Raw genomic sequence first — 25,564 nt, 5'->3', positions numbered from 1 at the left:
CATTCTGCTCAACAGTTTCGCTAGTGTGTGTTATCGACGCACATATGCGCTTCTGACGCCGTCCTCTTCGTCGACGTCGTCCTCACGTCTGCGCCTCCACCTCCTTCGCGTCATCCACGAAAGGCAAGCACATGCGTCAGCTCATCATCCTCGGGATCGTCGGCCTCATCGCTCAGCTCATCGACGGATCCCTGGGCATGGCCTATGGGGTCACCTCAACCACGTTGCTGCTCGCGGCGGGGACGGCACCGGCGGCCGCCTCGGCGGCGGTGCATTTCTCCGAACTGGGCACAAGTCTGGTGTCCGGGATCTCCCATCACCGATTCGGCAATGTCGACTGGCGGACGGTCGGCATCCTCGCCGGTCCCGGGTTCATCGGTGCGGTCCTCGGGTCGACGTTCCTCGCCAGTCTCAACGGGGAGGCCGCGACCCCGTGGATCTCGGGGATCCTGCTCGCGCTCGGGGTGTACGTGATCTGGCGCTTCCTCGCTTTGGGCGGGAAGCGTCCGGAGTTCAAGTCGCGGCCGAGCGCGGGGATGCTCGTGCCGGTAGGGTTCGTCGGTGGAGCACTCGATGCCATCGGCGGTGGCGGCTGGGGTCCGGTCGGGACGACGACGCTGCTCTCATCAGGACGATTGGAACCGCGGAAGGTCATCGGGTCAATCGATACGAGTGAGTTCGTCGTCGCCGTCGGCGGTTCTCTCGGGTTCCTCATCGCGCTCGGATCGCAGGGCATCGAGTGGCAGATCGTGGCGGCACTGCTCATCGGCGGCGTCATCGCCGCACCGTTCGCCGCATGGCTGGTGAAGCTGCTGCCCGCGAAGGTGCTGGCGGTCGCCGCAGGCGGAATCATCATCCTCACGAATATCCGCACCATCCTGCTCACCTTTGGTTTGGATGCATCTGCTGTGTGGCTGACGCTCGCCGGCTTGGCACTCGTCTGGTTCGCACTGCTGGCTCACGTCGTGCGCATCGAGCGGGCGGCTGCGAAGGCGCGGAAGGCTGAAGAGGCCGGCGCCGAGGTGCCCGTCGGCGGGTGAAGCTCGGCAGGAACACGCGAACGGACCCGACTCCGCACAATCGCGGGGTCGGGTCTGTTCGCTTTTGCCGTTTGGTCAGCGCTGGCTGTAGAGCTTCCGGGCCATGATCACGCCGATGAGGGACAGCAGCGACAGCCCCGCGTAGTAGAAGCCGGGCACGGTCAGCAGACCGGTCGCGCCGAGCAGCGCGGTGAGGATGAGCGGGGCGAAGCCGCCGAAGATCGCGACACCGAAGCTGTAGGCGATGGTCATGCCGGAGCTGCGCACCTTGACGGGGAACAGTTCGGACAGCAGTGCCGGCATCGGGCCGAAGTAGAAGACCATGAACAGACCGACGATCGCCTCACAGAGAGTGAGGACGGGAATCGTAGGGTTAGCTTCCAGGAGGATGAACATCGGCCAGCCAACGATGATGCCCACGATCGCGGTCGGGATCATCACGGTCGTCGGTCCCACCCGGTCGGCCAGGCGGCCGGCGTACGGGGCGCCGATGAGGGTGATGAGGCCGGCGACGACGGCGCCGGGGAATGCCGCCCAGGCGTCGAGGCCGAGGTTGGTGACGGCGAACTGCGGCAGGTAGGTGATGAGGTAGACCGAGATCGTGGCCATCGCGATGACGAGGAACGCGGAGAACAGGCGACCGAAGTTCTCGCCGAGGAGGACGCGGAGCGGACTGTCGGTCTTCTCGGCGGCCTTGAACTCGGGAGTGTCGTCCATCTTCGAGCGGATGTACCAGCCGACGGGCCCGAGGAGCAGGCCGAGGGCGAAGGCCACGCGCCAGCCCCAGGAGTGGAGTGCTTCTTCGCTCAGTGCCGAGCTGAGAATCCACGAGATTCCGGCGGCCAGGAACATCGAGATGCCCTGGGTGGCGGTCTGGAAGGAGGCGTAGTAGGCCTTGCCGCGCTTGGCGTTCTCGGTGAGGAAGGCTGTGGCCGATCCGAATTCGCCGCCGGCGGCGATGCCCTGGATGATGCGGGCGATGATGAGGCCGATCGCGCCCCAGATGCCGATGGTCGCTTCGCCGGGCAGGATGACGATGATGAACACGCCGAGGGTCATCAGACCGATCGTCAGCGACAAGGCCGATTTGCGGCCGTGCTTGTCCGAGTAGCGGCCGATGATGATCGCGCCCAGGGGACGGACGACGAAGGTGATGGCGAAGGTCGCCCAAGTCATCAGCTGCGCGGACAGGCCTTCGCCCGGGTAGAAGACCGCGGTGATCGAGGTGGCCATGAACCCGAACAGGATGATGTCATACCATTCGAGGGCGTTGCCCAGTCCGGCCGCAACTACGGCCTTGCGGGCCCGCGACTTGTCTTCGCGGGACTCGACGGGTGTCTCAGTCATCGTGTGCCTCTTCTTGTAGGTGCCCGGATGCCGTGGTTGGCGAAGCCGGTGGTGGATCGTGGGCTTGCAGGATGCAGGCACCGTTGCTCGTCACCCGGGGCGGATGTTGCTTATTCACAGACCTGGTCGGAGTCTCTGATCTGACAAGTATGCCCCTGTTCTCGTCAGCGACACGATTGTAGTCCGGCCATATCCGGTCGCAAAGGCGGTCTCAGGAGATGACGAGTCCTGTCAGCGCCGGTTGTTACGATCATGGTATGTCGACCGAAGCCCGAAACACTGCCCCTGCCACAGCGGTCGAGGTGCGCGGCGCCCGCGTGCACAACCTGCAGAACATCGACGTCGACGTCCCTCTGAATACCCTCGTCGCCATCGCCGGCGTCTCCGGTTCGGGCAAGTCCTCCCTGGCCATGGGAGTCCTCTATGCCGAAGGCTCCCGCCGCTATATCGAAGCACTGTCGACGTACACTCGTCGACGCATGGCTCAAGCAGCCCGCGCCGACGTCGAGACTGTCCGTCACATCCCCGCCGCCCTCGCTCTGCGGCAACGGCCCGGAGTCCCCGGGGTCCGCTCGACGTTCGGCACCTCGACCGAGCTGCTCAACGTCGTTCGCCTGATGTTCTCTCGGCTGGCCTCCCACCTCTGCCCGAACGGGCACCGGCAGGAACCGACCCTCAACGTCGCCGCCGAGGAGCCGTTCGACTGCCCCGAATGCGGTGCGACCGTCCATGCTCCCGGCGCCGAGGAGCTCGCCTTCAATTCCGGTGGAGCCTGTCCCCGCTGCGAGGGCATCGGCACCATCAGAGAGGTCGATGACGCCTCCCTCATCCGCGACCTCGACATGTCGATCGACGACGGCACCGTCATCCCCTGGCAGATGTTCGGCTTCAACGTCCAGCCGCAGATCGCCCGCGAATTCGGCGTCCGCACCGACGTGCCCTGGCGCGACCTCGAGGACTGGGAGCGCGAGATCGTCTTCGCCGGCCCCGAGGAGAAGAAGCACATCACGGTCACCTCGAAGAAGGGGCTCCACGACCTCGACTTCACCTTCCGCAACGCCCGACTGACGGTAACCGAGGAACTCAAACGTGCGGACAACGAGAAGCGCTTCGCCAGGGTCAGCCGGTTCCTCTCCGAGCAGGTCTGCCCCGACTGCGAAGGCACCCGCCTCTCCCCTGCCGCCCGTGCGCCGCGCATCGGTGACATCGGCCTCGCCGAGGCGACCGCCATGACCCTCGCCGAACTCGTGGACTGGGCCACGGACGTTCCGGCCGGGCTCCCCGCATCGATGCAGTCCATGGCCAGATCGTTGGTGGACACTCTGCTCGGCATGGTACGCCGGCTGCTCGACCTCGGCCTCGGGTACCTCGCCCTCGACCGGGCAGGTTCGTCCCTGTCGACCGGTGAACGCCAACGCGTGCAACTCGCCCGCGCAGTGCGCAATGAGACCACCGGGGTCCTCTATGTCCTCGACGAACCCTCGATCGGCCTCCACCCCTCGAACATCGCGGGCCTGCAGGGTGTCATCACCGATCTCCTTGACGAGGGCAACTCTGTCGTCATGGTCGACCACGACCCGCTGGTCCTCCGCGAAGCCGACCACCTCATCGAGATCGGCCCCGGGTCCGGACGTGACGGCGGCACGGTCGTGGCCACCGGCACTGTCGCCGACCTCGACAACACCGACGAATCCCGCATCGGCCCCTACCTCACCGGACGTGCCGAAACACTTGTGCGCAACCCCGCGGTCGCCTCTGCGACCTTCGATCACGGTCGGATCCGATTACGCACAGCACCGATCCACACGGTCCACGCCCTCGACGCGGAGATCCCACGGCAGCGGCTGACCGTCGTCACGGGTGTGTCCGGATCGGGCAAGACCACCCTTGTCCTCGACAGTCTCGTCCCCGCGCTCAAAGCCGCCGATGAACGTTCGCGGCCCGGTCATGTGCGTGAGATCGACGCCGACGGAATCGACCGGGTCAACGTTGTCGACGCCACCCCGATCGGCATCAACGTCCGCTCCACCGTGGCGACCTATTCCGGGGTGCTCGATGACCTTCGCCGCGCCTATGCTCGGCTCGGTTCCGCGAAGGATGCCGCGCTGACGGCCGGGGACTTCTCGTACAACACGGGATCGCTGCGCTGCCCGAAATGCGAAGGCACCGGCGAGATCACCCTCGATGTGCAGTTCCTCCCCGACGTCGACATCCCCTGCCCGGACTGCGAAGGCCGTCGGTACAGTCCGGATGCGGAGGAGTATCGCCGTGCCTCGGACGCCGATGGCCAGCCGCTATCGCTGCCGGAACTGTTGGCGATGACCGTCGCCGAGGCGCTCCCCCACCTTGCCGAGATGCGCAAGGTCCACGCCCGGCTGAGAGCGCTGGCCGATGTGGGACTCGGCTATCTCACCCTCCACGAGGCGACCCCGGCGCTCTCCGGCGGAGAGGCGCAGCGACTCAAGCTCGCCACCGAGCTCGGGAAGTCACAGGAGCACACGCTCTTCGTCTTCGACGAACCGACGGTGGGCCTGCACCCCGAGGATGTGGGTGTGCTCGTGCGCGTCTTCCAACAGCTGCTCGACCAAGGTGGAACGGTTCTCGTCATCGAACACGATCTCGACATGATCGCCAACGCCGATTGGGTCATCGACCTCGGTCCCGGCGGAGGTCAGGATGGCGGACAGATCGTCGCGACGGGAACCCCGCAGCAGATCGCGGATGCCTCCGACAGCGTGACCGGCAAGTACCTCAAGGGGCACCTCGACGAGGTGCGCTGACCGAAGTGGGATGAAAGAAATGCGGTAGTGGAAACGGCCCCGTCCTCTGCTGAGGACGGGGCCGAATTCGCAAGGGGGCGCAGGCAGGGCAGACCGGGGCTCAGCCCGGCTCTTCCTCGGTTTCCTTCGCCTTCTCGGCCTTGGTGAAGGCCTGGTATTTGCGGATGACTTCAAGCGCCGGACCGTCGGCGATCAGTTCGCCCTTTTCGATCCACAGCGCGCGGTTGCACGTGTCCTTGATCGTGCGCATCGAGTGCGAGACGAGAAAGACGGTACCGGCGTTCTCACGGATGGCGCGGATTCGGCCCTCGGAACGATCACGGAACTTCTTGTCACCGACGTTGAGTGCCTCATCGACGATGAGGATCTCGTGCTGCACCGAGGTCGCGATCGCGAACTTCAGACGCTGGGACATACCCGATGAGTACGTGCGCATCGGCAGGTCGATGAAGTCCTCAAGCCCGGTGAACTCGACGATGTCGTCGAACTTCGCATCGATCTCGTCGCGAGTGAGCCCCAGAGCCAGAGAACCGAGGATGATATTGCGAGCACCGGAGAGATCCGGGATCAGTGCGGCACCGACACCGAGGAGGTTCGGCCGTGACGTCGCATAGATCGCGCCCTCGGAGGTCGGGGTCAGCCCGGTGATCGACCGCATGAGCGTGGACTTGCCGGAGCCGTTGCTGCCGATGATGCCGATCGATTCATTCTTGTGAGCGACGAAGCTGATCCCTTTGAGGGCGTGAACCTCCCTCAGTTCCCGCTTTCTCGTCATCACATCTTTGCTGCCCAGCTTGAGCTTCTTGCCCGTGGCCAGGGTCTTGTAGCGGACGTGGACGTTGTCGCAGACGACGACGGGCGGGCTGTTCCGGGTCACCTCGGGGAGGCTGCCTGTGTCGTACGAATTCTCGTCACTCATCACGACCAAACCTTTCCTCGGCCTGCCAGAAGAACACGAAGCCGATGATGAAGATGCCGAACGCCCAGATGGCCAGGTGCCAGAAGTAGTCGTAGGGAACGACCCCGTCTTTCATGAGGATGCCGCGAGCGATGGACAGCACATTGTTGATCGGCTGCCAATCGGCGAAGGGCTGCAGGGACGGGTCGATCTTGTCGACCATGACCTTGAGGTCGAAGAAGACGCCCGAGGTGTAGAAGATCATTCGGGAGATGAATGGGGTGACCTGGGAGAGATCACGGAAGTGGACCGTCGCGCGGGCGAAGATGAACGCCACACCCTGGTTGAAGACCCAGAACAGGAAAACCAGCGGGATGAAGAGGAACCAGTCCCAATCAGGACGCGCGCCGAAGATGATGACGATGAGCGCCATGAAGAGGAGGGTGGGGATGAAGTCGAGCAGGTTCTGGAACACCTTAGCGATCGGCAGGACAATGCGCGGAAACGGCAGCGATTGGACGAGCGAGGCATTCGAGATGATCGACTTCGCGCCGCCGTTCATCGAGGTGTTGAAGAATTCGAGGATGAAGACGCCGATCACGACGAATGGCGCGAAGTCCGGCGGTCGAGCAGTCGCTCCCTGCATGATAACGCCGAAGACCGTGCCGTAGATCAGAGCCGAGAATGATGGGCGCAGGAGCACCCAAGCCATGCCGAGGCGGTTGCGCTCGTTCTCGGACTGCATCCGGTACTTCGCAAGCGTGTACGTGAAGTCGCTTCGGTTGAGAAGCTGTTTGACGTACTGGGGCAGAGACGGCCGTCCACCCACTCTCTCGAGTCCGTGCTCGGCAGCAAGCCTGGCCATATCCATGAACAGAAAATTCTCTCGTCGGCGACTGGGGATAGAACAGAAAGAGTCTACGGGATGAGACTAGCGCAGACTCACAGTCGGCTGTGAGCCTTGAAGTCGAAGGCGGGGTCCTCGAGTTGGGCCCGCGTCGGAATTTTATTACCGCCGAGTACCCGTCGGGCGGCCGCCTGCATCGGCGGCCAGTTGAATGTCTCGACACCGATGAGCTTCGACTCTGGGTCGAGTCCATCGAAGTGGAAGACCTGGAACTTCGCCCCGCTGGGGTCGTGTCGGATGATCGTGTCGCCGGCGTCGGGGCTCGTCAGGCCCGCCGTGAACACCTTCTCCGGGCCTTGGAAACTCCAATGCCAGGGGACGTCGGACCAGACTTTCGGACCGTCTTCCGGCCCACGACATGAAGCAGATTCCGCGTCGTTAACACCATGGATCGATGCCTTTTCCGGTCCCTCACTGAGGAGTTCGGCGAGGAATTTTCCGTGGCTTTCGGCCACCGGTTCACAGGCCCATGGGTGGTCGAGTGCATAGCGCCCGGCGGTGACGATGGCACAGTCGCCGGCGGCGAAGACACCCGGATGGGATGTTGCCAAACTCTCATCCACGCCCCATGCATGAGCGGGGCGGTGGCCGTCGATCGGGATCAGCCGAGGGCGGGCTCCGACGCTGGTGATGAACAGGTCGTGAACATCGGCCGGGATGTCGTCCGGGCTCGCGGTGTGGGTGACGAATTCGACTCCGGCGGCCTTGTGCTTCTCGAACAGAGCCTGCCGCACCGGAGCAGAGAGCTGCTTACGCAGGGGCTCGCCCCCGCGCAGATAGACCGTAGCGTGGTGTCCCGCCGCCACCGCTGAGGCGGCCACTTCCATTCCGAGATAACCGGAGCCCAGCACCCCGACGTCGAGGGCCTCGGTCGCGTTGTTCACACGTTCAAGGATCCATTCGGCGTCGCCGAGGTCATAGACCGGCAGGGCGTCCGGGTAGGCGGGGACTTCGGGGCGGTTCGCCTCCATCCCGGTGGCGAGGATGCAGTGGGTGAAGTCGATGGACTCCCCCGACGCCAGATGGATGGTGCCGGCGGTGGCGTGGTCGTTCGCCAGCCGATGGGGGTGGCGCTGGGTCTCGGCTGTGTAGCGGGACTCCGCGGCCGCCTCGGCGAGGGTGATCTCTTCTGCCCGGTCACGGACGAAGGTGATGTGATCTGTCGATTCGAAGTGGTACGGCAGGTGGTGGCGGGAACCATCGAAGAGGTGCTTGGACAGCGGCGGCCGCTCACACGTTTCGCCGGCTTGGGGGTCGATCACGGTGACGGCCTGACCGCGCGCGTTCAGCTCCCGCGCCGCGGTCGTGCCGGCCAGTCCCGCACCGATGATGACGATCCGCTTGCTCATGCCTCCATGCTATGCCTCGCCGAGGCGGCTCGCGGTGAGGTGGGGCGCCCGGCACGGGCAGCAGAACAGTCGTGCCGAGCCCCCTGACCTCTCACGGCTCAGAGTTCCGTGGTCTGTGTGCCGCCGGACGGGCGGTCTCCGGTGAGCTTGGACCTGACCATGCGGAATATGCCCGATGCCTTGCCACCGGGCAGCCCCCAGTGCTGTGCGGAGTGGGTGACGACCTTGATGAGTCCCAGGTTCGGGTCGCGGCGGTCATCGAACCACGCCTTGGCGGAATCCGACCACAGTTCATCGACCTTGGCCTTGTCGTCGATGAACTTCACGCGCCCGGCCACCGACAGCCAGTTGCCTGCCTCCGCGAGGCTGATATTGACCTCGGGGTTCGTCTGCAGCGCCTTCGCTTGGTCACCGTCGAGGGCGAGGAAGAACCAGACGTCGGCATCCTCGGTGACCTGCTGGGGTGCCATGGGGTGAGCGAGGATCTTGCCGTCGGCGAGCGCGGTCGCGAGCATGACAGAAGCACCACCGCGCAGGATCTTGACGACGTCGGCCCGGTCGAGCTCGTCTGTCGCCGCCTCTCCTGCGGGCTTCTGCCCATCACCCGCGGCGGATACCTGGCCGGCTTCAGTGTCGTCAGTGGCGGAGGCTGCTGCTTCCGTGCTCGCGGCGCCGGCTCCCGCCGTACTGCCGACCGCGTTGCCCATCCCGGGCGCGCTGTAGATACCGCCGTGCTCGGACGTGGTGCCGACCGAGGCACCCATACCCGGGGCAAGGGAAGCGTCGGTAGCTCCGGAGTTCTCGGTTCCTGAGCTCGGAGTCGCTTCGCCGGCCTTCGATTCGTCGATCGCCGTATGCGAACCATCGGGATTGCGGTGCAGCGTCACGCCTTCTTCCGCTGCCGTGTTCTGAGCACGCTCCTCAACGTTGTTTTCGGTGTATCCGACTTCGGCGTGAGATTCCATGGACGAAGTGCCGCCCAGCGGCTCCGTCGCTTCGTCCAGTGCTGATGCAATGTCACGGGCCTTCTCCTCGGCCGGCGACTCGTCGCTCTTGTCTCTGTTGTTCATGACCATTTCCCTTCGCAGACGGTTCCTGGCGATGAAGTCGCTGACGCCGGCCGTGGCTCGTTCGGGCGGGCCGCGGTCGACTGGCGCATCAACGACTACTCGGCCATTCTCACACGGCTCTCCCGTCGGCAACAGCCCCCTTGGAACTGGACTGAGATGACTGAAATCCGGAGCCGTTCGAAGTGCGCACAGGCTGCGCGCACAGCCACGCAGAGGGTCGCGAACCCGATGACGAACATGCGCAGCTTCGGAATCTTCGGGCAGGTGCGAACACCCGGTTTGCGTGCCTACACTGAAGCCATGGATGAAGAAACGACCGTCACCGTCAACGACATCCCCGAAGGGGCCGCCATCATCGACGTCCGCGAGGATGACGAATGGGAGGCCGGCCATATCGAAGGCGCGATCCACGTACCGCTGGGCGAGCTGCCCACCCGCCTGGACGATCTTCCTCTCGATGACGATATGTACGTCATCTGCCGCACCGGCGGACGCTCGAACCGAGCCGTGGCCTGGCTCAATCAGAATGGCTTCGACGCCTTTGATGTCGTCGGCGGCATGGGCTCATGGAACATCGACAATGGTAAGCCGATCGTCTCCGAGACCGGCGAAGAGCCCTGGGTGAAGTGAGCAGAAAGGCACCTGCAGTCGGCCAGCCAGCAGTCAGCGGATTGATCCCACCGTCCGCGAGAGTCGCTCCCATCGTCGCGAGGTCGACCGGAGGAGCCGCAAGACCGACTCCCCTTGCCCCGTTTCCACGATGGGTCTACCGTCGAGACCACGGATCACTTCCATACCTCTTGTGATCCCCATTCCTCCGTCGAACGCGGTGAGCGTGTTCAACTCCGAAAGGAGCCGAAGTCATGAGTGACGAGAAGAAGAACCTCCCGGAGAACTCAACCGAAGACCAGACCGAAGACGAGCAGGACATCGAGAGCACTGCCGTCGGAGTCGGCGCAGATACCGATGCCGAAGGAAGTTCCCAAACTCCTGAAGAGAGGCTCGAGCGCATCGCCGCCGAGCACGATGTTCCGATCGATCGGGATCCTGAGGAAGCCCAGGCCAAAGCCGAAGGGTCCTCCTCCCCCGACAAAGACCGAGATATCAGCGGTGGAGACACGAAGGAAGAGGAAGACGACTCAGTGGAGCCGCCGGACTGAGACGACGACGCGGCATACGAGGCCGCTGATGCTCGCTTCGAGAAGCCGCCGAAGTCCACGATGCAAGAACTCCGTGGACACAACTGTGCGCAACCGCTGTCATTTGGTTAGGTAGAAGAATGACAACACGCGCCGGCCAGTTGGCCCAGGACAAGGATCTCGTTGACGTCCCTGCCCTTCTCGATTCCTATCACGACTTGGTTCCCGATCCCTCGGTGGCTTCGCAAGCAGTGAGCTTCGGGACCTCCGGCCACCGCGGTTCGAGCTTCAACCGCTCCTTCAACGAAGCCCACATCGCGGCCATCACCGCGGCCATCGTCGACTTCCGCCGAGACAAAGGCATTCACGGACCGGTCTTCCTCGGCCGTGACACTCACGCGCTCAGTGAACCCGCATTCCTCACCGTCCTTGAGGTGCTCGCCGCAGCCGAGGTGCCCGCGCTCATCGACGAACGCGACGGCTTCACCCCGACCCCTGCCGTCTCCCACGCGATCCTCGGCTTCAATGCCGGGAAGTCGCGCGAGGATGCGCAGGCCGACGGCATCATCGTCACTCCCAGCCACAATCCGCCCGCCGACGGCGGCATCAAGTACAACCCACCGCACGGCGGGCCCGCCGGAACCGAGACGACGACTTGGATCGCCGAACGTGCGAACCGATACCTGGCCGAGGGGTGGGAGAAGATCCCGCGCACCCCGTTCCAGCGGGCATTCCATCTGGAGAACACTGAGAACTTCGACTACGTCTCGAACTACGTCGACGACCTCGAGTCGGTCATCGACCTCGATGTCATCCGCAGCTCCGGGCTGAAGATCGGCGCCGATCCGCTCGGCGGAGCCAGCGTCGACTACTGGGCGGCGATCGCCGAGGACTACGACCTCAACCTCGACGTCGTCCACCCGGATGTCGACCCCACCTGGTCGTTCATGACCCTGGACTGGGACGAGAACATCCGCATGGACTGCTCCTCCCCCTATGCGATGGCCGGCCTCATCGCCTCACGCAACGACTTCGACATCGCCACCGGCAATGACGCCGATGCCGACCGTCACGGCATCGTCACTCCCGATGCCGGCCTGATGAACCCGAATCACTATCTGGCAGCCGCCATCGACTACCTGCTCGACTCCCGCACCGACTGGCCGAAGGGCGCCGCGATCGGCAAGACTCTGGTCACCTCGTCGATCGTCGACCGCATCGTCGCCGCTCACAACCGCACTCTCTTCGAGGTGCCCGTCGGCTTCAAATGGTTCGTTCCCGGCCTGCTCGATTCGACGTTGGCCTTCGGAGGCGAGGAATCGGCCGGCGCATCGTTCCTGCGGAGGGACGGCAAGGTGTGGTCGACGGACAAGGACGGCATCATCCTCGCCCTACTCGCGGCCGAGATGACAGCGAAGACCGGGCAGACTCCCTCGCAGCGCTACGCAGGGCTGGCCGCGAACCACGGCACCAGCGCCTATGCCCGCCAGGATGCGCCGGCGACGCGTGCACAGAAGGAACGGCTGGGGTCCCTGGATGCCTCCCAGGTGAGCGCGAAGACCGTCGGCGGTGAACCTGTGAAGGAGGTGCTCACCTCGGCGTCGGGCAACAATGCGCCCATCGGCGGGCTCAAGATCACCACGGACAATTCATGGTTCGCCGTACGACCGTCGGGCACGGAAGACGTCTACAAGATCTACGCGGAGTCCCTGCGCGATGAGGACCACCTGCGCCAGGTCCAGCATGACGCCCGCACTCTCGTCGACGGGGTGCTGGAGTAAGCGCACGGCTAGTCCGCGTTCAGGTGCGGGCAGGCAGGCGCGGGTGCAGCCGTTGATCGCAGCTTCACGCACCTGCGCGGACTTCTATTTGATCCGGTGCGGACTTCTGTTCATTTTGTAAGCCCCCAGCGGGTCACGATCGGATATCGCCGCACAGTCGGAATTGTCGTAGAACGCGTTCCCCGGCGGTTCCCAGACCGAGCGCGCGGAAGTGCCGTCAGCTTGCTGTTCTGCCAGATCGTACAGGCGGGAACTATCGCCGTTTGCCTGGCATTCACCACCGTTTGACTGCGCCTGTCGCACGACTGCAATATTCCTGACTTCGCGCTGTTATCCGCTTTGATTGTGCTTTCAGCCACCGTTGCCTCCACCTCAGAATCGGCGACAAGACTGATCTGCGACAACAACCCGTCGCCTCGTCACGGCGACGCAGAAGCAGAAGGGAAAGCACAATGAAATCCACTATCCGCACACGAACTGCAGCCCTCGGAGTCGCCACCGTCGCCGGACTCGCCGGACTCGGACTCGCAACAGGACCAGCCATGGCCGCCGACTCTGGCGCAGCCAACTCATCGGCTCAGTCGGCCGCCACAGACGTCGACACGCAATCCATCTACTACCCGATCGAAGCCGGCAAGTATGCTGACGAACTCGTCATCGCCTGGGGCCAGGACAACACCGAACGCGTCGAAGCGTTTGCCAGCGACGAAGTCGCAAAGAAACTGGCAGACCACGGCAATGACGACGGTTCTCATTGGAGGAACTCCGGGGCAGAAGGCGCCGCAGGCACAACGTACATCACCTACCGGAACACGGAGACCGGCGAGAAGATGACGCTCGGTGTCTCCAACCAGGCCATCGGCGACCAGGACGAATGGGGTGCAGCACCCCACGCTGTGCACCAGGTCAAGTTCGAAGGCTGACTCGCCTCGAGCTCATCGCCTTTAGTTCCAGTCATCGATCTAAAACTCGATGACTGGAACTAAAGGCGATTATGCGTCCGCTGATATCGGCCGAAATTCGCCGTACAACAAGAGCCCCGCTCCAAGATCGTCCTGGAGCGGGGCTCGATGTATGACTCAGCGGAGCTGGGAGTCCACGTCTGCGGCTGCGGTGCGTCGCCTCGGCGAGGAACGCCCGGGGACGAGCCGCCTCGGCGAGGTTCTACAGGTGGGCCTCCGGGGCGTTCTGCACGTAGTCGGCCACGGTGTCGTTCTTGAACGCGTCGCGGACCTTCTTCAGCTCGTCCTCGTCGACGTTGACGATCGACTGACCGTCCGGGGAGGTGCCGACGCCGGCGACGGGCGCGGTGAAGAACTCGATGTCACCGGGGCGGACGTCGCGCATGTTGAACGCGGTCGCGGAGATGTACTTCGCGTCCATGCCCGAGTCGACGTACATGTACGGCGCGAAGTTCTTGACCATGTCCTGGATCTTCTTCGGGTTCGACAGCGTATCGGCCGAGATCATCTCGTTCGTCAGCCCGCGGATGAACGCCTGCTGATTGCGCGCACGCTGGAAGTCGCCGTCCTGGAACTGCTTGCGCTCGCGCACGAAGGTCAACGCTTCATCGCCGTTGAGGACGTTCTCACCCTGGGTGAAGGTGTGGCCGTTCTTCTCGAACGCCTGCTCGGAATTCACGGTCACCCCGCCGAGGCTGTCGGTCAGAGCCTTGAATCCTTCGAAGTCGATGATCGCCACGTGATCGAGGTCGGTGCCGATGAAGTCCGAGACCGTCGACACGGCCAGCGGCAGACCGCCGTAGGACAAGGCCGCGTTGATCTTCGCCTTGCCGTGGCCCTCGATGTCGACGTAAGTGTCACGCGGGATCGACATGATCTGGACGTTGCCGCCCGACTCGGGCAGATGCATGACCATGATCGTGTCCGAGCGCAGCCCGCGCGAATCGTTGACGTCGACATTGTCCATCGGCTCATCCGAGCCCAGCAGCAGGATGTTCGTGCCGTCGCCGTCCTTGCCGCCGGCGCTGTCCTTGCCGAAGACCTGCTCATCATTGAGCTGGTTCGCGTTCTTGTCGAACGACCGGCCGACGCTCCAGACGTAGAGTCCGATGCCGAGCACGCCGAGGATGACGACGATCAGCAGGGCGACGAGGACCTTGCGCCACACGCGCTTCTTCTTGCGCGGGCGCTGCGGTTCCTCATTCTGGTGGTCGAAGAGATCGTCGAAGGTGGTGTTGTCCGTCATCGGCACTCCGGGGTTTGAGCTGTCGGCGCCGGGCGCCGGGGTCATTGGGCAATCCCGCCCATTGTATAGCGACCGAGGTGACCCATTTCTCAGCCACGCGACGCACCCCGTACCTCACCGCGGAGGCGGACAGGAGGGCAGGACCGCCTCGGCGAGGTGTTCTGCCTTGTCAGACGTTGTGATATTCGGTTTCGACCGGGATGACCGGGACCGATATCCGTTCGTTACCCACGGATGATCCCCGGGTCGAGGTGAGGGGACTCACCAGGAATAACGCAGAATTCGTCTGGCTGTCGTTCGGAGCGCTCGGTAGACTTTCCTGGTGTTCAATAACTATCGGGAAATTCTGTCGCTTCCCGGTGCTCTCAAGTTCTCCTTGGCCGGTCTCGTCGCCCGGATGCCCATCGCAGTGCTGGGGCTGGGAATCGTCCTCTTCATCCAGGGCGTGACCGGGTCATACGGCATGGCGGGCATCGTCTCCGCCGTCTATATGATCGTCCAGGCACTTGCCGGCCCCGGGATCGCTCGCCTCGTCGACCGACTCGGTCAGGCGAAGGTCATGGTGCCCATCGTCATCACCCACCTCATCGCGTTGGCGCTGCTCATCGTCTCCGTGTACGAGGAATGGTGGACGGGATTCGTCTTCGTCTTCGCCGGCATCGGCGGCGCCACCGTCGGCTCCGTCGGTTCGCTGGTGCGCTCACGCTGGTCGCATATCGTCGACACCCCGAAGAAGCTGCAGACCGCGTTCTCCTGGGAATCGGTCGCCGATGAGCTGATGTTCGTCTCCGGGCCGGTGCTGGCCACGGTGCTCGCCACCGCCGTGTGGCCGCCGGCGGGAATCATCCTGTCGATGATCACCGTCGGAGTCGGCTCGCTGCTGCTCTACATCCAGAAGTCGACCGAACCGCCGCCGGTGGAGCGGACCACCGAGGCGAAGGGGCACGTGTTCTCGAACCCGGGCATCTTCGCGATCATCATCGTCAACATCTTCCTCGGCGTGAACTTCGGTGCCATCGACGTCATCGCCGTCGCCTTCGCCGACGAACTCGGCGTGAAGTCCTCGGCCGGGGTGCTCCTGTCGTGCCTGGCGCTGGGATCGCTCATCTCCGGCGCGCTGTACGGGGCCCGGAACTGGCAGGCCGCCGTCCACCATCGCTTCGGAGTGGCCGTGTCCTGCCTGGCCGTGGGTGCGTGCCTGATGCTGCTGGCGAACTCGATGGTCACCTACGGCATCATCCTCATCGTCGTCGGATCGGCGATCGCCCCGAGCCTCATCGGCGCGAACTCCGTTATCGAGCAGCTCGCTCCCCCGCGCAGGCTCACCGAGGCGTTCGCCTGGCTGGGCACCTCACTGGGCTTCGGCGTCGCCTTCGGTTCGGCCGTCGCCGGCAACATCATCGACGCCTTCGATGCGAAGACCGCGATGCTGCTGCCGGCCGGCTGCGCTGTGCTGGGAGCGATCATCGCGCTGTCGCTACTCAAGCTTTTGAACCCTTCGCGGTCGAGTCACGAGGCCCGGTTGGAGAAGGACCGTCGGCGCGAGCGAGTTGTGGAGGCGTAAAGCGCGCTGAGGCGAGAGCTTGCGCGATCGCTGTCTCGCGCGCCGGTGTCACGTGCAATGGGCGGCAGTGCCGCCTGCCGGCGACCGCCTCGGCGAGCATCTGTCACCGTTAGGGCCACGTCCCCGCATCAGTCTCTCTTCGCACCGCCGGCTCCGCATCCGCCACAGTCAGCGCGAAAACACCCCGTTGCGGCGGGGTGTTTTCGCATTTGCGGGACGTTGTGCGCGGAGGAGACGACGGCTCACCGGCTCAGCCCTGCCTCGGCGGCCCAAACTCGACCCCGCGGGGCCACGGGACGGCGGGGCAGCCTCGGCGATGTCAAAGATCATTGACATGCTGGTGTCAAACATGCTTTACTAATTGATGTAAAGAGAAGTTGACATCAAGGAACGGTATGGAAGTTCAGACCTCGGACCTCAAGCAGGTTCGCAAGGCTTCCGGGCTCACGCAGGCACAGTTGGCCCAGCTCACAGGGGTGTCGCGGCAGACGATCATCGCGACCGAGCGCGGCGACTACGCCCCCAGCGTCTATCTGGCGCTGCGCATCGCCCGAGCCTTGAACACGACAGTCGAAGAGATCTTCTCACTGAAGGAGGAATCCCAATGAACAGCACGAGCGACAAGAAGAAGCACACCAACGAACTCGCCGACAGGATCGCCGGTTTCAATGATCCCTCGATGGGCGACGAACGTGAGCGCGACGTCATTCTGAGGGCATATACCTTGGGGGCCGTCGTCTCCACCTACGTGTTCTTCGCGCTTGCACTCATCTTTGCCGTCTTCGGCGCGGGAATGTGGAGTGTGCTCATCGTCTTCGGCTCCATGGTGACCAGCATCGTCGTCTCTGCATACTGCCAGCGTGAGAATGTGGACTTCTCCATGTCTATGGCTCGCGTCTCGCCGAGGCGGCTGGTCGTCGGCAATATCGTCGGCGCCCTGTTCGCCATCGTTTGGGTCGGTGCAATCGTCTTTCATATCAGCAACGGCTACCCGCTCATCGATGTCGGAATGGGCGGTCAAACGATGCCAGGTGCTCCCTCCAGCACCTATTCCATCGCGATCGGCGCTGCGTTCGGCTTCATCATCGCGCTGACCATCATGACGATCTCCCGGGTACGAAAAATCAAGCAGGCCCGCGCCGAGGCGGCCGCCGTCGCCGAGATCGAAGACGAGGACTGATTTCGCCGCGTCAGAGGTCGCCAGGTCGGCTGCGGGCAACCAGCCTGAGACCGACGACATCAGTCACCGGCGGCGCGTCAGCTCACCGTGTCTCGCGCATCCATCACCGTTAGCAGTATTTCACCCCGTTGCAGAGGGGTGAAATGCTGCTAACGGTGTGGGGTGCTGCATATGGCCCGGGTCGGTGCGGACTGCGGGATGAGTGATCGACGCTCCGCTGTGCTGCGATGCCCCGCCCAGAGGTTCCAGGCTCACGCCCAGTCCTTCTTCGCCGACGTCTCGCCGACTCCGGCGTTGAAGACGTTGTGCGGGTCGAGGTCCTTGAAGTGCGCTTCCATCTTCGGCGGCACGGGGTAGAGCCTGCCAAAGTTGTGCTCGGCAGGCACGGCCGCACCCCGGGCCTCGAGCAGCTCGGTCATCTGCTTCTTCAGCGCCACCGGGTCGACGCCCTTCTTCGCCACGTGGTCCTGGTGGAGGACGTGGCAGAAGAAGTGCCCGTAGTAGGAGCTGATGTGCAGCTGGTCGGCGATCTCGTTGGGCAGCACCTCGAGCCAGTCCTCATCGTCGCGGCGCAGCGCCACGTCGAAGGTGATCATGTCCGAGGAGTCCTCGCGGTTGAGGTTGAAGTACCGGGTGGCAGCACTCGCGGCGCCGAAGCGGTGCAACATCGCCGACTGAGCCTCATCGGCGCTGCACACGAAATAGTCACCGTCGTGGGCATCCTCGGCGAAGAAATCGTCGAGGAACGCACCCATCCGGTTCTTCTCCTCGGCACTGACGACGAGAAGAAGGTGATGCTCGAAGCGGTCGCGGTACTCGAGCATCCGCGTGGGCAGCTGCTGTGGCAGCAGACCGAACGCGTTCTGCGCGATCGTGTCGGCGACGGTCTCGCCGAAGAACGGCAGCTTGGCGAACACACCGTTGGCCCAGTTCTTCAGCGCGAACAGCCTGATCTGCTCGCGGCTGCCGGCGTGCTTGATCGACACGAACGTGTCCTTGCCGTACTTCTCGGCGAGGTCGAACGAGGGTCGGCCCATGTATTCGCCCGAGATCGGCAGCGGCATGTCCGAGGTAAGAATCGCCCGTCGCAGCTCTTCGAGCTCGGCCGGAGAATTCGTGCCGACGTAGAACGTCGTCGCTCCCTCCTCTTTGGGGAAGGTGCGGGTGCGCACGGCGAAGACCATGAGCTTCCCGGCCGAACCGGAGGCCTCGTACAGGTAGTCGGGGTTCGCGTTGAACCGGGCCGGGGAGTCGACGATCCTGCGGACCTGTTCCCCATACTCGGTCTCCGTCGTGTCCTCCGGGGCCGGCGTGACCCCGGCAGGGTCCCAATCTCCGCGCTGGAGTTTGTCGAGGATGTGGGCGGGGTCGTCGCCGAGCTCCACGCCGAGGTGGTTGACGAGCTCGAGTCGCCCCTCCTCGTTGACGCGGGCGAAGATCGCGTGCTTCGTGAACGCCGGGCCCTTGCGGATCTGGGAGCCGCCGGAGTTGTTGGCGATGCCGCCGATGACGGAGGCGCCGATCGACGATGAGCCGATCACCGAGTGGGGTTCGCGGTGGAACGGGGCGAGCGCCTCGTCGAGTTCGTACAAGGTCGACCCGGCCAGGCAGATCGCTTCGCGGGCGTCGTTGATGAGGTGGATCTCGTTGATCCGCAGGGTGGAGATGATGACGATCGGACGGTCGTAGTCCTGCGCACCGGGGCCGGAGCCGCCGGTCAGTCCGGTGTTGGCCGACTGCGGAATGACGATGAGGTCGTTGTCGACGCAGACCTGCAGGACTCGCCACATGTCGACGAGGCTGCCCGGTCGCAGCACGGCCAGCACGTGCCCGCCGCCGAAGCGGTTGCCCTTGGCGTACGGAGCGGTCGCTCGCGCAGAGGTGAGGACGTGGCGCGGACCCATGATGTCGATGAACGCGTTGACGGCTGGGGACTGGTGATTGGTCTTGCCGGGCATATGGTCGATCCCTATCGGTAGGCGACGGTTGTTCTCATGGTAGGTCTCTCGGTTCGCTATCCGCATCCCCTCTCAGAACTACCCGACGGCGGCCCAGCAACCTGGCGCCAGGTTGCTGGGCCGCCGTCGGGTAGCAATTAAGGGTGTTTGGTGGATAAGGCGACTGCTGTGAGGCAGGTCAGGCAGATGACCGCCACCGCCGCCAAAGACACTGTGTATGACAGCACGGGCAGCAGGGCGGCGAGCACCGTGGGCAGCAGGAACCCGGAGTACGCCAGCGAATAGTAGACCCCGGTGATGCCGGCGAGCTCCTGCGGTGAGGCGATGGCCTGGACGAGGATGAGCCCCGAGACCACACAGATTCCGTAGGCGACACCGAGCACGATCGCCACGATGAACGCGAGGATCGGGTCCGTCAGAAGTGCGGCCACCGCCCCGAGCCCCATCCCCACGGTCATCAGCCCGAGTCCGACGACGAGCGCCCGCCCGCCGGTGAGTCGGTTGATCCACGGCACGATGTTCTGCACCAGCGCACCGGCTCCGAGCGTGACGACGGTGAGCACCGTGGCGTACATCGTCGTCCACTCCCCCAGCTCTCCCTGCACGATCGCCGGCATCACGGCATAGGCGACCCCGGCGGCACCGAACACCCAGGGCGCGGCCGGCACGATCAGTCGCAGGAACGTCCGATGCGCGACGAGCGGAACGCGCAGACCGTGCCACCAATGGCCTGCTGCCCGCTGGTCGCGAGGCATCGATTCCGGCGCGAAGATCACCAGGACCAGGGCGGCGAGGTTGAGCACTCCGTGCACGGCGTAGGGCACGACTTCGGGCACCGGCCCCCATTGGGCCAGGCACCCGGTGACCGCCGCGCCCATGGCAAACCCCAAAGTCAGCGTCAGTGAAGGACGCCGGGCACCGGCGGTGATTCCGGCCTGGTGATCGAACGGCGGGGCCGAGAGCTCCTTGATCCAGCTCGTGCCCACCGACATCGCCACCCCGACGCCGATCCCCGCGAACACCCTGCCCAGGCAGAGCAGCCAGAACAGATCGAAACCGAGCCCGAGTCCGAGGCTGCCGGCGATCGCGGCGAGCGATCCGGCGATGAGGACCGGTTTGCGTCCATGCCGATCCGACAGCGCCGAGGCGACCAACAGTCCCGGAATGAGTCCGCCCACGTACATGCCCAGCAGCAGGTTCGCCTGCCAGATGGCGTAGCCTCCGTCCTCTTCATACATGTGGACGAGCGGGGTGAAATGATTGCCGCCCCATGCGAGCAGGAACATCGCCGGGGCCACCATCAGCCACGCCCGTGCCCGCCGTGGCCGTTCTGGCTCTCGATCGGGGTCCACCTCGCCGAGGTGGGACCGGGCAGGGTTCGGAACCGTCGTTTCGATGTCCGTGGCGGGGGCCGCCTCGGTGTCAGTATTCCTGTCCCCGGTGGGGACTGCCTCGGCGGCGGTGTCGTTCGTGGAGGTCGAGGGGTAAGCGGTCATGGTCCTCCTCAGCGGGACTGCGGGAAGTGGGAGCCTTCGATGTGCGCGCGGACGAAGCGGGCGAAGCCTTCTGCGTCGCCCGACTCGGCGCGGTCGGTGAGAGTTTCGTGCTCGGTCAGGAGCGTGTCGAGGGTGTGCGGCGCGTCGATGGCGACCTGGAAGGTCAGGCGGGCCAGGCGCGGGCCCATGGTGGTGAGCATCTCGGTGACGATGGCGTTGTCGCCGCTGCGGATGAGGCGGGCGTGGAAGGCGTAGTCGGCGCTGGCGAAGCCGAGCGGATCGCCCGCGTCAAGGGCCTTCCTCTGCTCGCCGAGCAGGGTGCGCAGATCGGCGGCCAGAGCGGTGAGGTCGCCGCTGTCGGACAGTGTCTCGACGGCGTCGATCTCGAACATCGAGCGCACGGCGAGCAGGTCGCGGCGCTCCTTGCCCGTCACGGTGGTCACGAGCGCGCCCTTCTTGGGGACGAGGCGGACGAGGCGCCAGCGTTCGAGCTGGAGCATCGCCTCCCGGGCGGGGGTGCGACTGGCGTTGTGCGCGGCGGCGAGGTCGGACTCGATCAGGAGGTCGCCGGGTTCGTGTCGGCCTTCGATGATCTCCCGGGCGGTCGCCGCGGCCATCCGAACGGCGATCGGAGCGGAGTCGTCGATGCGCTGCCAGGGCAGTGTCAGCAAATCATTCACGGGCCCAGGATAACAGATGCATACATTGATGCATGCATCATGTCCTGGCTCAGACATACCTGACGGCGGCCCAGCAACCTGGCGCGAGGTTGCTGCGCCGCCGTCAGGTAGTAATTATCGGGAGGGCACTTGACCGGTGGTGAGGAGGTGGGTGAGCACGTCGGTGACGGTGACGACGGCGTGGCTGCCGTCGCCCCTCTCCACCAAAGCCAGCTGCACGCTGCCCTCCCGCATCGCCTCGAATGCCCGCACCACGGTCATCGATCCGTCCACGACGGTGACGGGACGGGCTACCTCGGCGATGGGAGCATCCTCGGCGAGTCCGAGCACATCCCTGACATGCACCACATGACTCAGCGGGCCGTCAGCCTCAGTGCGCACGAGGATGCGACGGTGACGGTCACGGCGCGACGCCTCGCGCACCTCACCCGCAGTCGCCTCCGGACCGACGGCTGTCGGCTCCGGGCGACCGGCCACGAGCTCGTCAAGTGTGAGCCTGGTGAGGTCGAGGGCGCCGAGCAGAGCCTCCGAGGACTCCTTCTCCAAGGTTCCCGCCTGCGCCGAATGCTGCAGCAGCTGCCTCAGGTCCTCGGGCGTGTGCGCCTGATCGACCTCGTCGACGGGTTCGACCTTGACCAGGCGCAGGCACGCGTTCGCCGCGTTGTTGAGCACATGCAGCAGCGGGCGGGTGAGGAACATGAACGCCCGCATCGGCAATGCGAGCATGATCGCCGAGCGTTCCGGATGCGCCACCGCCCACGACTTCGGCGCCATCTCACCGACGACGAGGTGGAGGAAGGTGACGATGATGAGGGCGAGCACGAAGCCGACGATGTCGGCGATCCACAGCGGCAGACCCAGTCCCTCGGCAGCCGGGGTGATCCAGTGGTGGACGGCCGGTTTCGTGATCGCCCCGAGCGCCAGGGTGCAGGCCGTGATGCCCAGCTGCGACCCTGCCAGCAGCACCGACAGTTCGGTCGAGCTGCGCAGGGCGGCTCGGGCCGATCGGCTGTCCGCGGCTGCGTCTTCGAGACGGTGCCGCTTGGCGGCGATGAGCGCGAATTCGACGGCGACGAAGAACGCGCTGAGGCCGATGATGGCGATCGTGATCGCTGTGATGACCCAGGGGTTGCTCATCGTTCCACCTCAATTCCGATCCGCAGCCGCGCAGGCACATGCGTGCCCACCTCGATGACGTCGATGACGAGTCGCTCGGTCTCCAGGGTGTCGTTTCCGCTGAAGTCGGCGGGGTCGATCGGCAGTTCGATCGAGACCCGGTCACCCACCTCGGGGAATCCGCGGAGGTGTTCGATGACGAGGCCAGACAAGGTCTGCGCCGAGGTGGTCGGCAGTTCGCGTTGGAGGACGCGGGCCACCTCGTCGAGGGGGATGACCCCCGGTGCTGTCCAGGTGCCGTCGCCGGTCTCGATGAGTTCTTCGACGATGTGGTCGTGTTCGTCGGCGATGTCACCGACGAGTTCCTCACCGAGGTCCTCCATCGTCAGGATTCCGGCGAAGCCGCCGTATTCGTCGACGACGCAGGCCATCTGCTCCCGCCGTTCGAAGAGCGTGGCCACCGCGTCCGGCAGCGGCAGGGATTCCGGGACGAAGACCGGGTCGCGCAAGAGGGAACGGATCCCGGTCCCGGTGACGGTTTCGGTGGTGCCCGGTGCCGCCTCGGCGACGTTTTCGGTGGTGCCCGACCCCGCCTCGGCGAGGACGTCGAGGAGGTCGATCGTGCCGATCACCTGATCATCAGCGTCGAGCACGGGGTAGCGGGAGTGGCCGCGGCTCATCAGTTCGCGCACCTCGTCCAGGGGCGTGTCGATGTCGATGACGTCGACGCGTGAGCGCGGCACCGTGGCGTGGGCGACGCTCTGCTGCGGGAAGTCGAGGATGCGGTCGAGGATGAGCGAATCGTCGTCGACGATCTCGCCGCCCTCCCGGGATTCGGCGACGATGTGTTTGAGGTCGCGCCGGGTGGCGGAGTGGTCGACGTCGTGGACCGGTTCGATGCCGAGGACGCGCAGCAGGGCGTTCGAGGCTTTGTCGAAGATCGTGAAGAGCCAGCCGAACACGGCGAGGTAGATCCAGGTCGACCGGGCGAGCCACGTGGCGAGCGCCTCGGGGCGGGCGATGGCCAGGTTCTTGGGGAACAGCTCACCGAAGAGCATCTGGATGAGCGTTGAGACGAGGAGGGCGAGGGCCGTGCCGATGAGCACGCCTGTGCCGGCGGGGATCTGGGTGCCGCCGAGGGCCTCGCCGACGGCCCTGCCGATGAGCGGTTCGGCGACGTAGCCGACGAGCAGTCCGGTGACGGTGATGCCCAGCTGCGCGCCGGAGAGCATGAAGGAGGTGCGGCGGGTGATGGATAGGGCCCTGTCCGCGGCGCGATCACCGGAGGCCGAACGTGCAGCCAGACGAGAGCGGTCGACGGCCATATACGCGAATTCCTGGGCCACGAAGTAGCCGGTGGCCACCGTGATGAGGAGGACGACGAGGAGGCCTATGAGCAGCGAGAGCAGCCAGGTCAACGGCGACCACCTGCCTGCGCGCTCTGCGCTCGCAGAGCGTCTGCGCGCGCGTTATTGAATTGTTCTGAGGTCCGAAGTGCGATGTCCCAGCCGGGACTTCGATAGTCGTCCATGGTCCTTCCGAAAGTGATCAAGTGGGCGGCTGGTATCGATTATCCTGGCCCTGGCTGGCAGAATGCTGGCAACACCGACCACCGCCGCCGAACCCCCGCGACGTCGCTGAATGTGTCGTGCCGGGCGCATTCAGCGACGTGCAGGTCGTCTGGCGGGACGCTGAACGACAAGGACTCAGCTGCCGAAACTCTCCAGAAGCGCGACCACAGACTCTTTTCCGAGCTGATTCGCTGCGAGCGGACTGTCCCCGGTCAGGAGGTTGCGGTCGCGTGTGGTGGCACCGGTCATCTCATCGTTGATGATCTCGATACCGTCCTTCTTCAGCGTCTCGCCGAGCGCCCAAGGCATCTCACCGGGCAGATAGCCGATGTCGAGGTTCGCCCCGAAGTCGAGAGCGTCCGGGAACGCAGTGACACGGTAGCCGGCAAAGCGGTTCTCAGAGCGATCGAGGCCTGCGGCCAGCAACGCCGCCGGGCCATGACAGAGGGTGATGATCAGCCTGTCGTTGTCCAGGAAGAAGTCCAAGGCGGCCTGCACATCCCGGTCGAAGGGGATGACGTTCATGGCACCGTGACCGCCCGGGATGAAAATCGCAGCGTAGTCGTCGAGGCCTCTCGCGATGACGTCGGAGAGCCTCAGCGGAGCCTTGAATTTCGTCTCGATGCTCGACCACGCGGAGGCGATGGCCTCGTCCTGCCCGGGGTAGGCCCACCACTCGAATTTTCCGGGTCCGCCGCTGACGGTGGCCACATCGACCTCATAGCCAGCCTCGGCCATGTGGTGGAGTGGCAGCAGCGTCTCGACGGGATGGTTGCCAGTGGAGAAGAACGTGCCGTTCCTCATGAGCATGTACCGCTCGTCGGTGGCGATCGTGAGGATCTTCCACTTCCCGCCCGTGTATGTCTCCTCGGTGACGGGGCCGTCGAAGTCGGTCCTGCTCGACGTGTACTGGGAGAGCGAGTAGGCGCTCGGGAAGAAGGCGTTGGCCTCCGCCTGATCGGGCACCGGGCTCCGGTCCTGAGATTTGTCGCTGTCCGTCATGTCTTCACCTTTCGCTCGCGTGGCGCACTTGCATGTCGGTGTCGTCGGTGCATCGACTGACTTGCCAGCATACGACACACGGAGAGACGCCGCCAACGCCTCGGCCCACCAGACGCAGGACCATCAGCCGACCGCTGCCCCGTTACCTTTTAAGTAGCCCCATCATCCGTCAGGATAGAAGGGGTCGCTGGCCTGAGGACCCCGGCATGATTGATGCCCCCAGTCATCATGATCCGGGGGGTGTAGTCACCGGGGTTCGAAGGCACCAGGGAAATCGCTAATAGGGGCCAGAACACTGGCAGAACCCATGCATTGAGCCCGACCGTAACGTGGATGCCGAACCCAGGAGCCACCCAACACCACCGGCCAGCCGAACCACAACCAATATCCGGTCACATGAGTCGAAGAAGATGAGTGACATGATCACCAACCACGCTGACATCGACGTATTCATCGGTATCGATGTCGGCAAACACAA

Annotated in this window: 21 protein-coding genes; 9 read left to right on the top strand and 12 right to left on the bottom strand. The window is 64.7% G+C overall.

The window, feature by feature from the left end; translation table 11 throughout:
- Window positions 1-131: 131 nt before the first annotated feature.
- Complete coding sequence (locus tag HK353_RS15865) at window positions 132-1,040, top strand: sulfite exporter TauE/SafE family protein (protein WP_173157730.1); 909 nt, start codon at window positions 132-134, stop codon at window positions 1,038-1,040.
- A gap of 75 nt (window positions 1,041-1,115) precedes the next feature.
- Here the strand turns inward: HK353_RS15865 and HK353_RS15860 are convergent, their stop codons facing one another.
- Entirely contained in the window at window positions 1,116-2,387 is a 1,272-nt protein-coding gene (locus HK353_RS15860; protein ID WP_173157728.1) for an MFS transporter, read from the bottom strand.
- A gap of 257 nt (window positions 2,388-2,644) precedes the next feature.
- On the opposite strand from HK353_RS15860, the gene HK353_RS15855 reads away from it, so the two are divergent.
- Window positions 2,645-5,167, top strand: coding sequence for an excinuclease ABC subunit UvrA (locus HK353_RS15855; protein ID WP_173157726.1), 2,523 nt, complete (start codon window positions 2,645-2,647; stop codon window positions 5,165-5,167).
- 100 nt (window positions 5,168-5,267) lie between these two features.
- Here the strand turns inward: HK353_RS15855 and HK353_RS15850 are convergent, their stop codons facing one another.
- The 4 genes from HK353_RS15850 to HK353_RS15835 all read right to left on the bottom strand — a co-directional run bounded on the left by HK353_RS15850 (window position 5,268) and on the right by HK353_RS15835 (window position 9,391).
- A complete protein-coding gene (locus HK353_RS15850) occupies window positions 5,268-6,086 on the bottom strand; it encodes an ABC transporter ATP-binding protein (RefSeq protein WP_173157724.1) in 819 nt (272 codons plus the stop codon).
- Window positions 6,079-6,930, bottom strand: a complete 852-nt coding sequence (locus tag HK353_RS15845; RefSeq protein WP_342589967.1) for an ABC transporter permease — start codon at window positions 6,928-6,930, stop codon at window positions 6,079-6,081. Before HK353_RS15845 ends, HK353_RS15850 begins: the two co-directional genes overlap by 8 nt.
- Window positions 6,931-7,007: 77 nt before the next feature.
- Window positions 7,008-8,321 carry an FAD-dependent oxidoreductase gene (locus HK353_RS15840; protein ID WP_173157722.1) on the bottom strand — a complete coding sequence of 438 codons (1,314 nt, stop codon included), beginning with the start codon at window positions 8,319-8,321 and terminating at the stop codon, window positions 7,008-7,010.
- A 98-nt stretch (window positions 8,322-8,419) separates the two neighbouring features.
- Window positions 8,420-9,391 carry a pyridoxamine 5'-phosphate oxidase family protein gene (locus HK353_RS15835; RefSeq protein ID WP_245396090.1) on the bottom strand — a complete coding sequence of 324 codons (972 nt, stop codon included), beginning with the start codon at window positions 9,389-9,391 and terminating at the stop codon, window positions 8,420-8,422.
- A gap of 300 nt (window positions 9,392-9,691) precedes the next feature.
- On the opposite strand from HK353_RS15835, the gene HK353_RS15830 reads away from it, so the two are divergent.
- The 4 genes from HK353_RS15830 to HK353_RS15815 all read left to right on the top strand — a co-directional run bounded on the left by HK353_RS15830 (window position 9,692) and on the right by HK353_RS15815 (window position 13,234).
- On the top strand, window positions 9,692-10,021 hold the full coding sequence (locus HK353_RS15830) for a rhodanese-like domain-containing protein (RefSeq protein WP_062239468.1): 330 nt from the start codon (window positions 9,692-9,694) through the stop codon (window positions 10,019-10,021).
- Between the two features lie 233 nt (window positions 10,022-10,254).
- The gene (locus HK353_RS15825; RefSeq protein WP_052239916.1) at window positions 10,255-10,551 is read left to right on the top strand and encodes a hypothetical protein; all 297 of its coding nucleotides are present in this window, start codon (window positions 10,255-10,257) and stop codon (window positions 10,549-10,551) included.
- A gap of 119 nt (window positions 10,552-10,670) precedes the next feature.
- Window positions 10,671-12,311 carry a phosphoglucomutase (alpha-D-glucose-1,6-bisphosphate-dependent) gene (gene pgm / locus HK353_RS15820; RefSeq protein ID WP_173157720.1) on the top strand — a complete coding sequence of 547 codons (1,641 nt, stop codon included), beginning with the start codon at window positions 10,671-10,673 and terminating at the stop codon, window positions 12,309-12,311.
- A 452-nt stretch (window positions 12,312-12,763) separates the two neighbouring features.
- On the top strand, window positions 12,764-13,234 hold the full coding sequence (locus HK353_RS15815) for a hypothetical protein (protein WP_173157718.1): 471 nt from the start codon (window positions 12,764-12,766) through the stop codon (window positions 13,232-13,234).
- A gap of 241 nt (window positions 13,235-13,475) precedes the next feature.
- On the opposite strand, the gene HK353_RS15810 is transcribed toward HK353_RS15815, so the two are convergent.
- Window positions 13,476-14,519: an LCP family protein gene (locus HK353_RS15810; protein ID WP_173157716.1), complete on the bottom strand. Its 1,044-nt coding sequence runs from the start codon at window positions 14,517-14,519 to the stop codon at window positions 13,476-13,478.
- Window positions 14,520-14,841: 322 nt separating this feature from the next.
- Between HK353_RS15810 and HK353_RS15805 the strand changes: the two genes are divergently transcribed.
- The 3 genes from HK353_RS15805 (at window position 14,842) to HK353_RS15795 (ending at window position 17,263) form a co-directional block, all read left to right on the top strand.
- Entirely contained in the window at window positions 14,842-16,083 is a 1,242-nt protein-coding gene (locus HK353_RS15805; RefSeq protein ID WP_173157714.1) for an MFS transporter, read from the top strand.
- A gap of 395 nt (window positions 16,084-16,478) precedes the next feature.
- Window positions 16,479-16,691 (top strand): helix-turn-helix transcriptional regulator, encoded by a 213-nt coding sequence (locus HK353_RS15800; RefSeq protein ID WP_101546412.1) that lies wholly within the window; start codon window positions 16,479-16,481, stop codon window positions 16,689-16,691.
- The gene (locus HK353_RS15795; protein WP_173157712.1) at window positions 16,688-17,263 is read left to right on the top strand and encodes a hypothetical protein; all 576 of its coding nucleotides are present in this window, start codon (window positions 16,688-16,690) and stop codon (window positions 17,261-17,263) included. Before HK353_RS15800 ends, HK353_RS15795 begins: the two co-directional genes overlap by 4 nt.
- 251 nt (window positions 17,264-17,514) lie before the next feature.
- On the opposite strand, the gene dld is transcribed toward HK353_RS15795, so the two are convergent.
- From dld to hchA, 6 genes are all read right to left on the bottom strand, one after another.
- Complete coding sequence (dld, locus tag HK353_RS15790) at window positions 17,515-19,221, bottom strand: D-lactate dehydrogenase (RefSeq protein ID WP_173157710.1); 1,707 nt, start codon at window positions 19,219-19,221, stop codon at window positions 17,515-17,517.
- Between the two features lie 137 nt (window positions 19,222-19,358).
- Complete coding sequence (locus HK353_RS15785) at window positions 19,359-20,717, bottom strand: MFS transporter (RefSeq protein ID WP_245396089.1); 1,359 nt, start codon at window positions 20,715-20,717, stop codon at window positions 19,359-19,361.
- 8 nt (window positions 20,718-20,725) lie between these two features.
- On the bottom strand, window positions 20,726-21,397 hold the full coding sequence (locus HK353_RS15780) for an FCD domain-containing protein (RefSeq protein ID WP_173157708.1): 672 nt from the start codon (window positions 21,395-21,397) through the stop codon (window positions 20,726-20,728).
- Between the two features lie 114 nt (window positions 21,398-21,511).
- Complete coding sequence (locus HK353_RS15775) at window positions 21,512-22,534, bottom strand: CNNM domain-containing protein (RefSeq protein WP_173157706.1); 1,023 nt, start codon at window positions 22,532-22,534, stop codon at window positions 21,512-21,514.
- Window positions 22,531-23,931: a hemolysin family protein gene (locus tag HK353_RS15770; protein ID WP_173157704.1), complete on the bottom strand. Its 1,401-nt coding sequence runs from the start codon at window positions 23,929-23,931 to the stop codon at window positions 22,531-22,533. The genes HK353_RS15775 and HK353_RS15770 overlap by 4 nt, the downstream gene beginning before the upstream one ends.
- Window positions 23,932-24,219: 288 nt before the next feature.
- Window positions 24,220-25,086 (bottom strand): glyoxalase III HchA, encoded by an 867-nt coding sequence (gene hchA, locus HK353_RS15765; RefSeq protein WP_173157702.1) that lies wholly within the window; start codon window positions 25,084-25,086, stop codon window positions 24,220-24,222.
- Window positions 25,087-25,564: the final 478 nt, after the last annotated feature.

It is taken from the genome of Brevibacterium permense (assembly GCF_013280495.1).
Classification (GTDB): Bacteria; Actinomycetota; Actinomycetes; order Actinomycetales; family Brevibacteriaceae; genus Brevibacterium; species Brevibacterium permense.
Note: the sequence above shows the minus strand (reverse complement) of the source record. Positions and strands in the feature narration are given on the sequence as shown.

What these genes read in the sequence shown, in the direction of transcription:
- HK353_RS15865 (WP_173157730.1), top strand. Translation starts at nt 132, where the DNA reads ATGCGTCAGCTCATCATCCTCGGGATCGTCGGCCTCATCGCTCAGCTC.
- HK353_RS15860 (WP_173157728.1), bottom strand. Translation starts at nt 2,387, where the DNA reads ATGACTGAGACACCCGTCGAGTCCCGCGAAGACAAGTCGCGGGCCCGC.
- HK353_RS15855 (WP_173157726.1), top strand. Translation starts at nt 2,645, where the DNA reads ATGTCGACCGAAGCCCGAAACACTGCCCCTGCCACAGCGGTCGAGGTG.
- HK353_RS15850 (WP_173157724.1), bottom strand. Translation starts at nt 6,086, where the DNA reads ATGAGTGACGAGAATTCGTACGACACAGGCAGCCTCCCCGAGGTGACC.
- HK353_RS15845 (WP_342589967.1), bottom strand. Translation starts at nt 6,930, where the DNA reads ATGGCCAGGCTTGCTGCCGAGCACGGACTCGAGAGAGTGGGTGGACGG.
- HK353_RS15840 (WP_173157722.1), bottom strand. Translation starts at nt 8,321, where the DNA reads ATGAGCAAGCGGATCGTCATCATCGGTGCGGGACTGGCCGGCACGACC.
- HK353_RS15835 (WP_245396090.1), bottom strand. Translation starts at nt 9,391, where the DNA reads ATGAACAACAGAGACAAGAGCGACGAGTCGCCGGCCGAGGAGAAGGCC.
- HK353_RS15830 (WP_062239468.1), top strand. Translation starts at nt 9,692, where the DNA reads ATGGATGAAGAAACGACCGTCACCGTCAACGACATCCCCGAAGGGGCC.
- HK353_RS15825 (WP_052239916.1), top strand. Translation starts at nt 10,255, where the DNA reads ATGAGTGACGAGAAGAAGAACCTCCCGGAGAACTCAACCGAAGACCAG.
- pgm (WP_173157720.1), top strand. Translation starts at nt 10,671, where the DNA reads ATGACAACACGCGCCGGCCAGTTGGCCCAGGACAAGGATCTCGTTGAC.
- HK353_RS15815 (WP_173157718.1), top strand. Translation starts at nt 12,764, where the DNA reads ATGAAATCCACTATCCGCACACGAACTGCAGCCCTCGGAGTCGCCACC.
- HK353_RS15810 (WP_173157716.1), bottom strand. Translation starts at nt 14,519, where the DNA reads ATGACGGACAACACCACCTTCGACGATCTCTTCGACCACCAGAATGAG.
- HK353_RS15800 (WP_101546412.1), top strand. Translation starts at nt 16,479, where the DNA reads ATGGAAGTTCAGACCTCGGACCTCAAGCAGGTTCGCAAGGCTTCCGGG.
- HK353_RS15795 (WP_173157712.1), top strand. Translation starts at nt 16,688, where the DNA reads ATGAACAGCACGAGCGACAAGAAGAAGCACACCAACGAACTCGCCGAC.
- dld (WP_173157710.1), bottom strand. Translation starts at nt 19,221, where the DNA reads ATGCCCGGCAAGACCAATCACCAGTCCCCAGCCGTCAACGCGTTCATC.
- HK353_RS15785 (WP_245396089.1), bottom strand. Translation starts at nt 20,717, where the DNA reads ATGACCGCTTACCCCTCGACCTCCACGAACGACACCGCCGCCGAGGCA.
- HK353_RS15775 (WP_173157706.1), bottom strand. Translation starts at nt 22,534, where the DNA reads ATGAGCAACCCCTGGGTCATCACAGCGATCACGATCGCCATCATCGGC.
- hchA (WP_173157702.1), bottom strand. Translation starts at nt 25,086, where the DNA reads ATGACGGACAGCGACAAATCTCAGGACCGGAGCCCGGTGCCCGATCAG.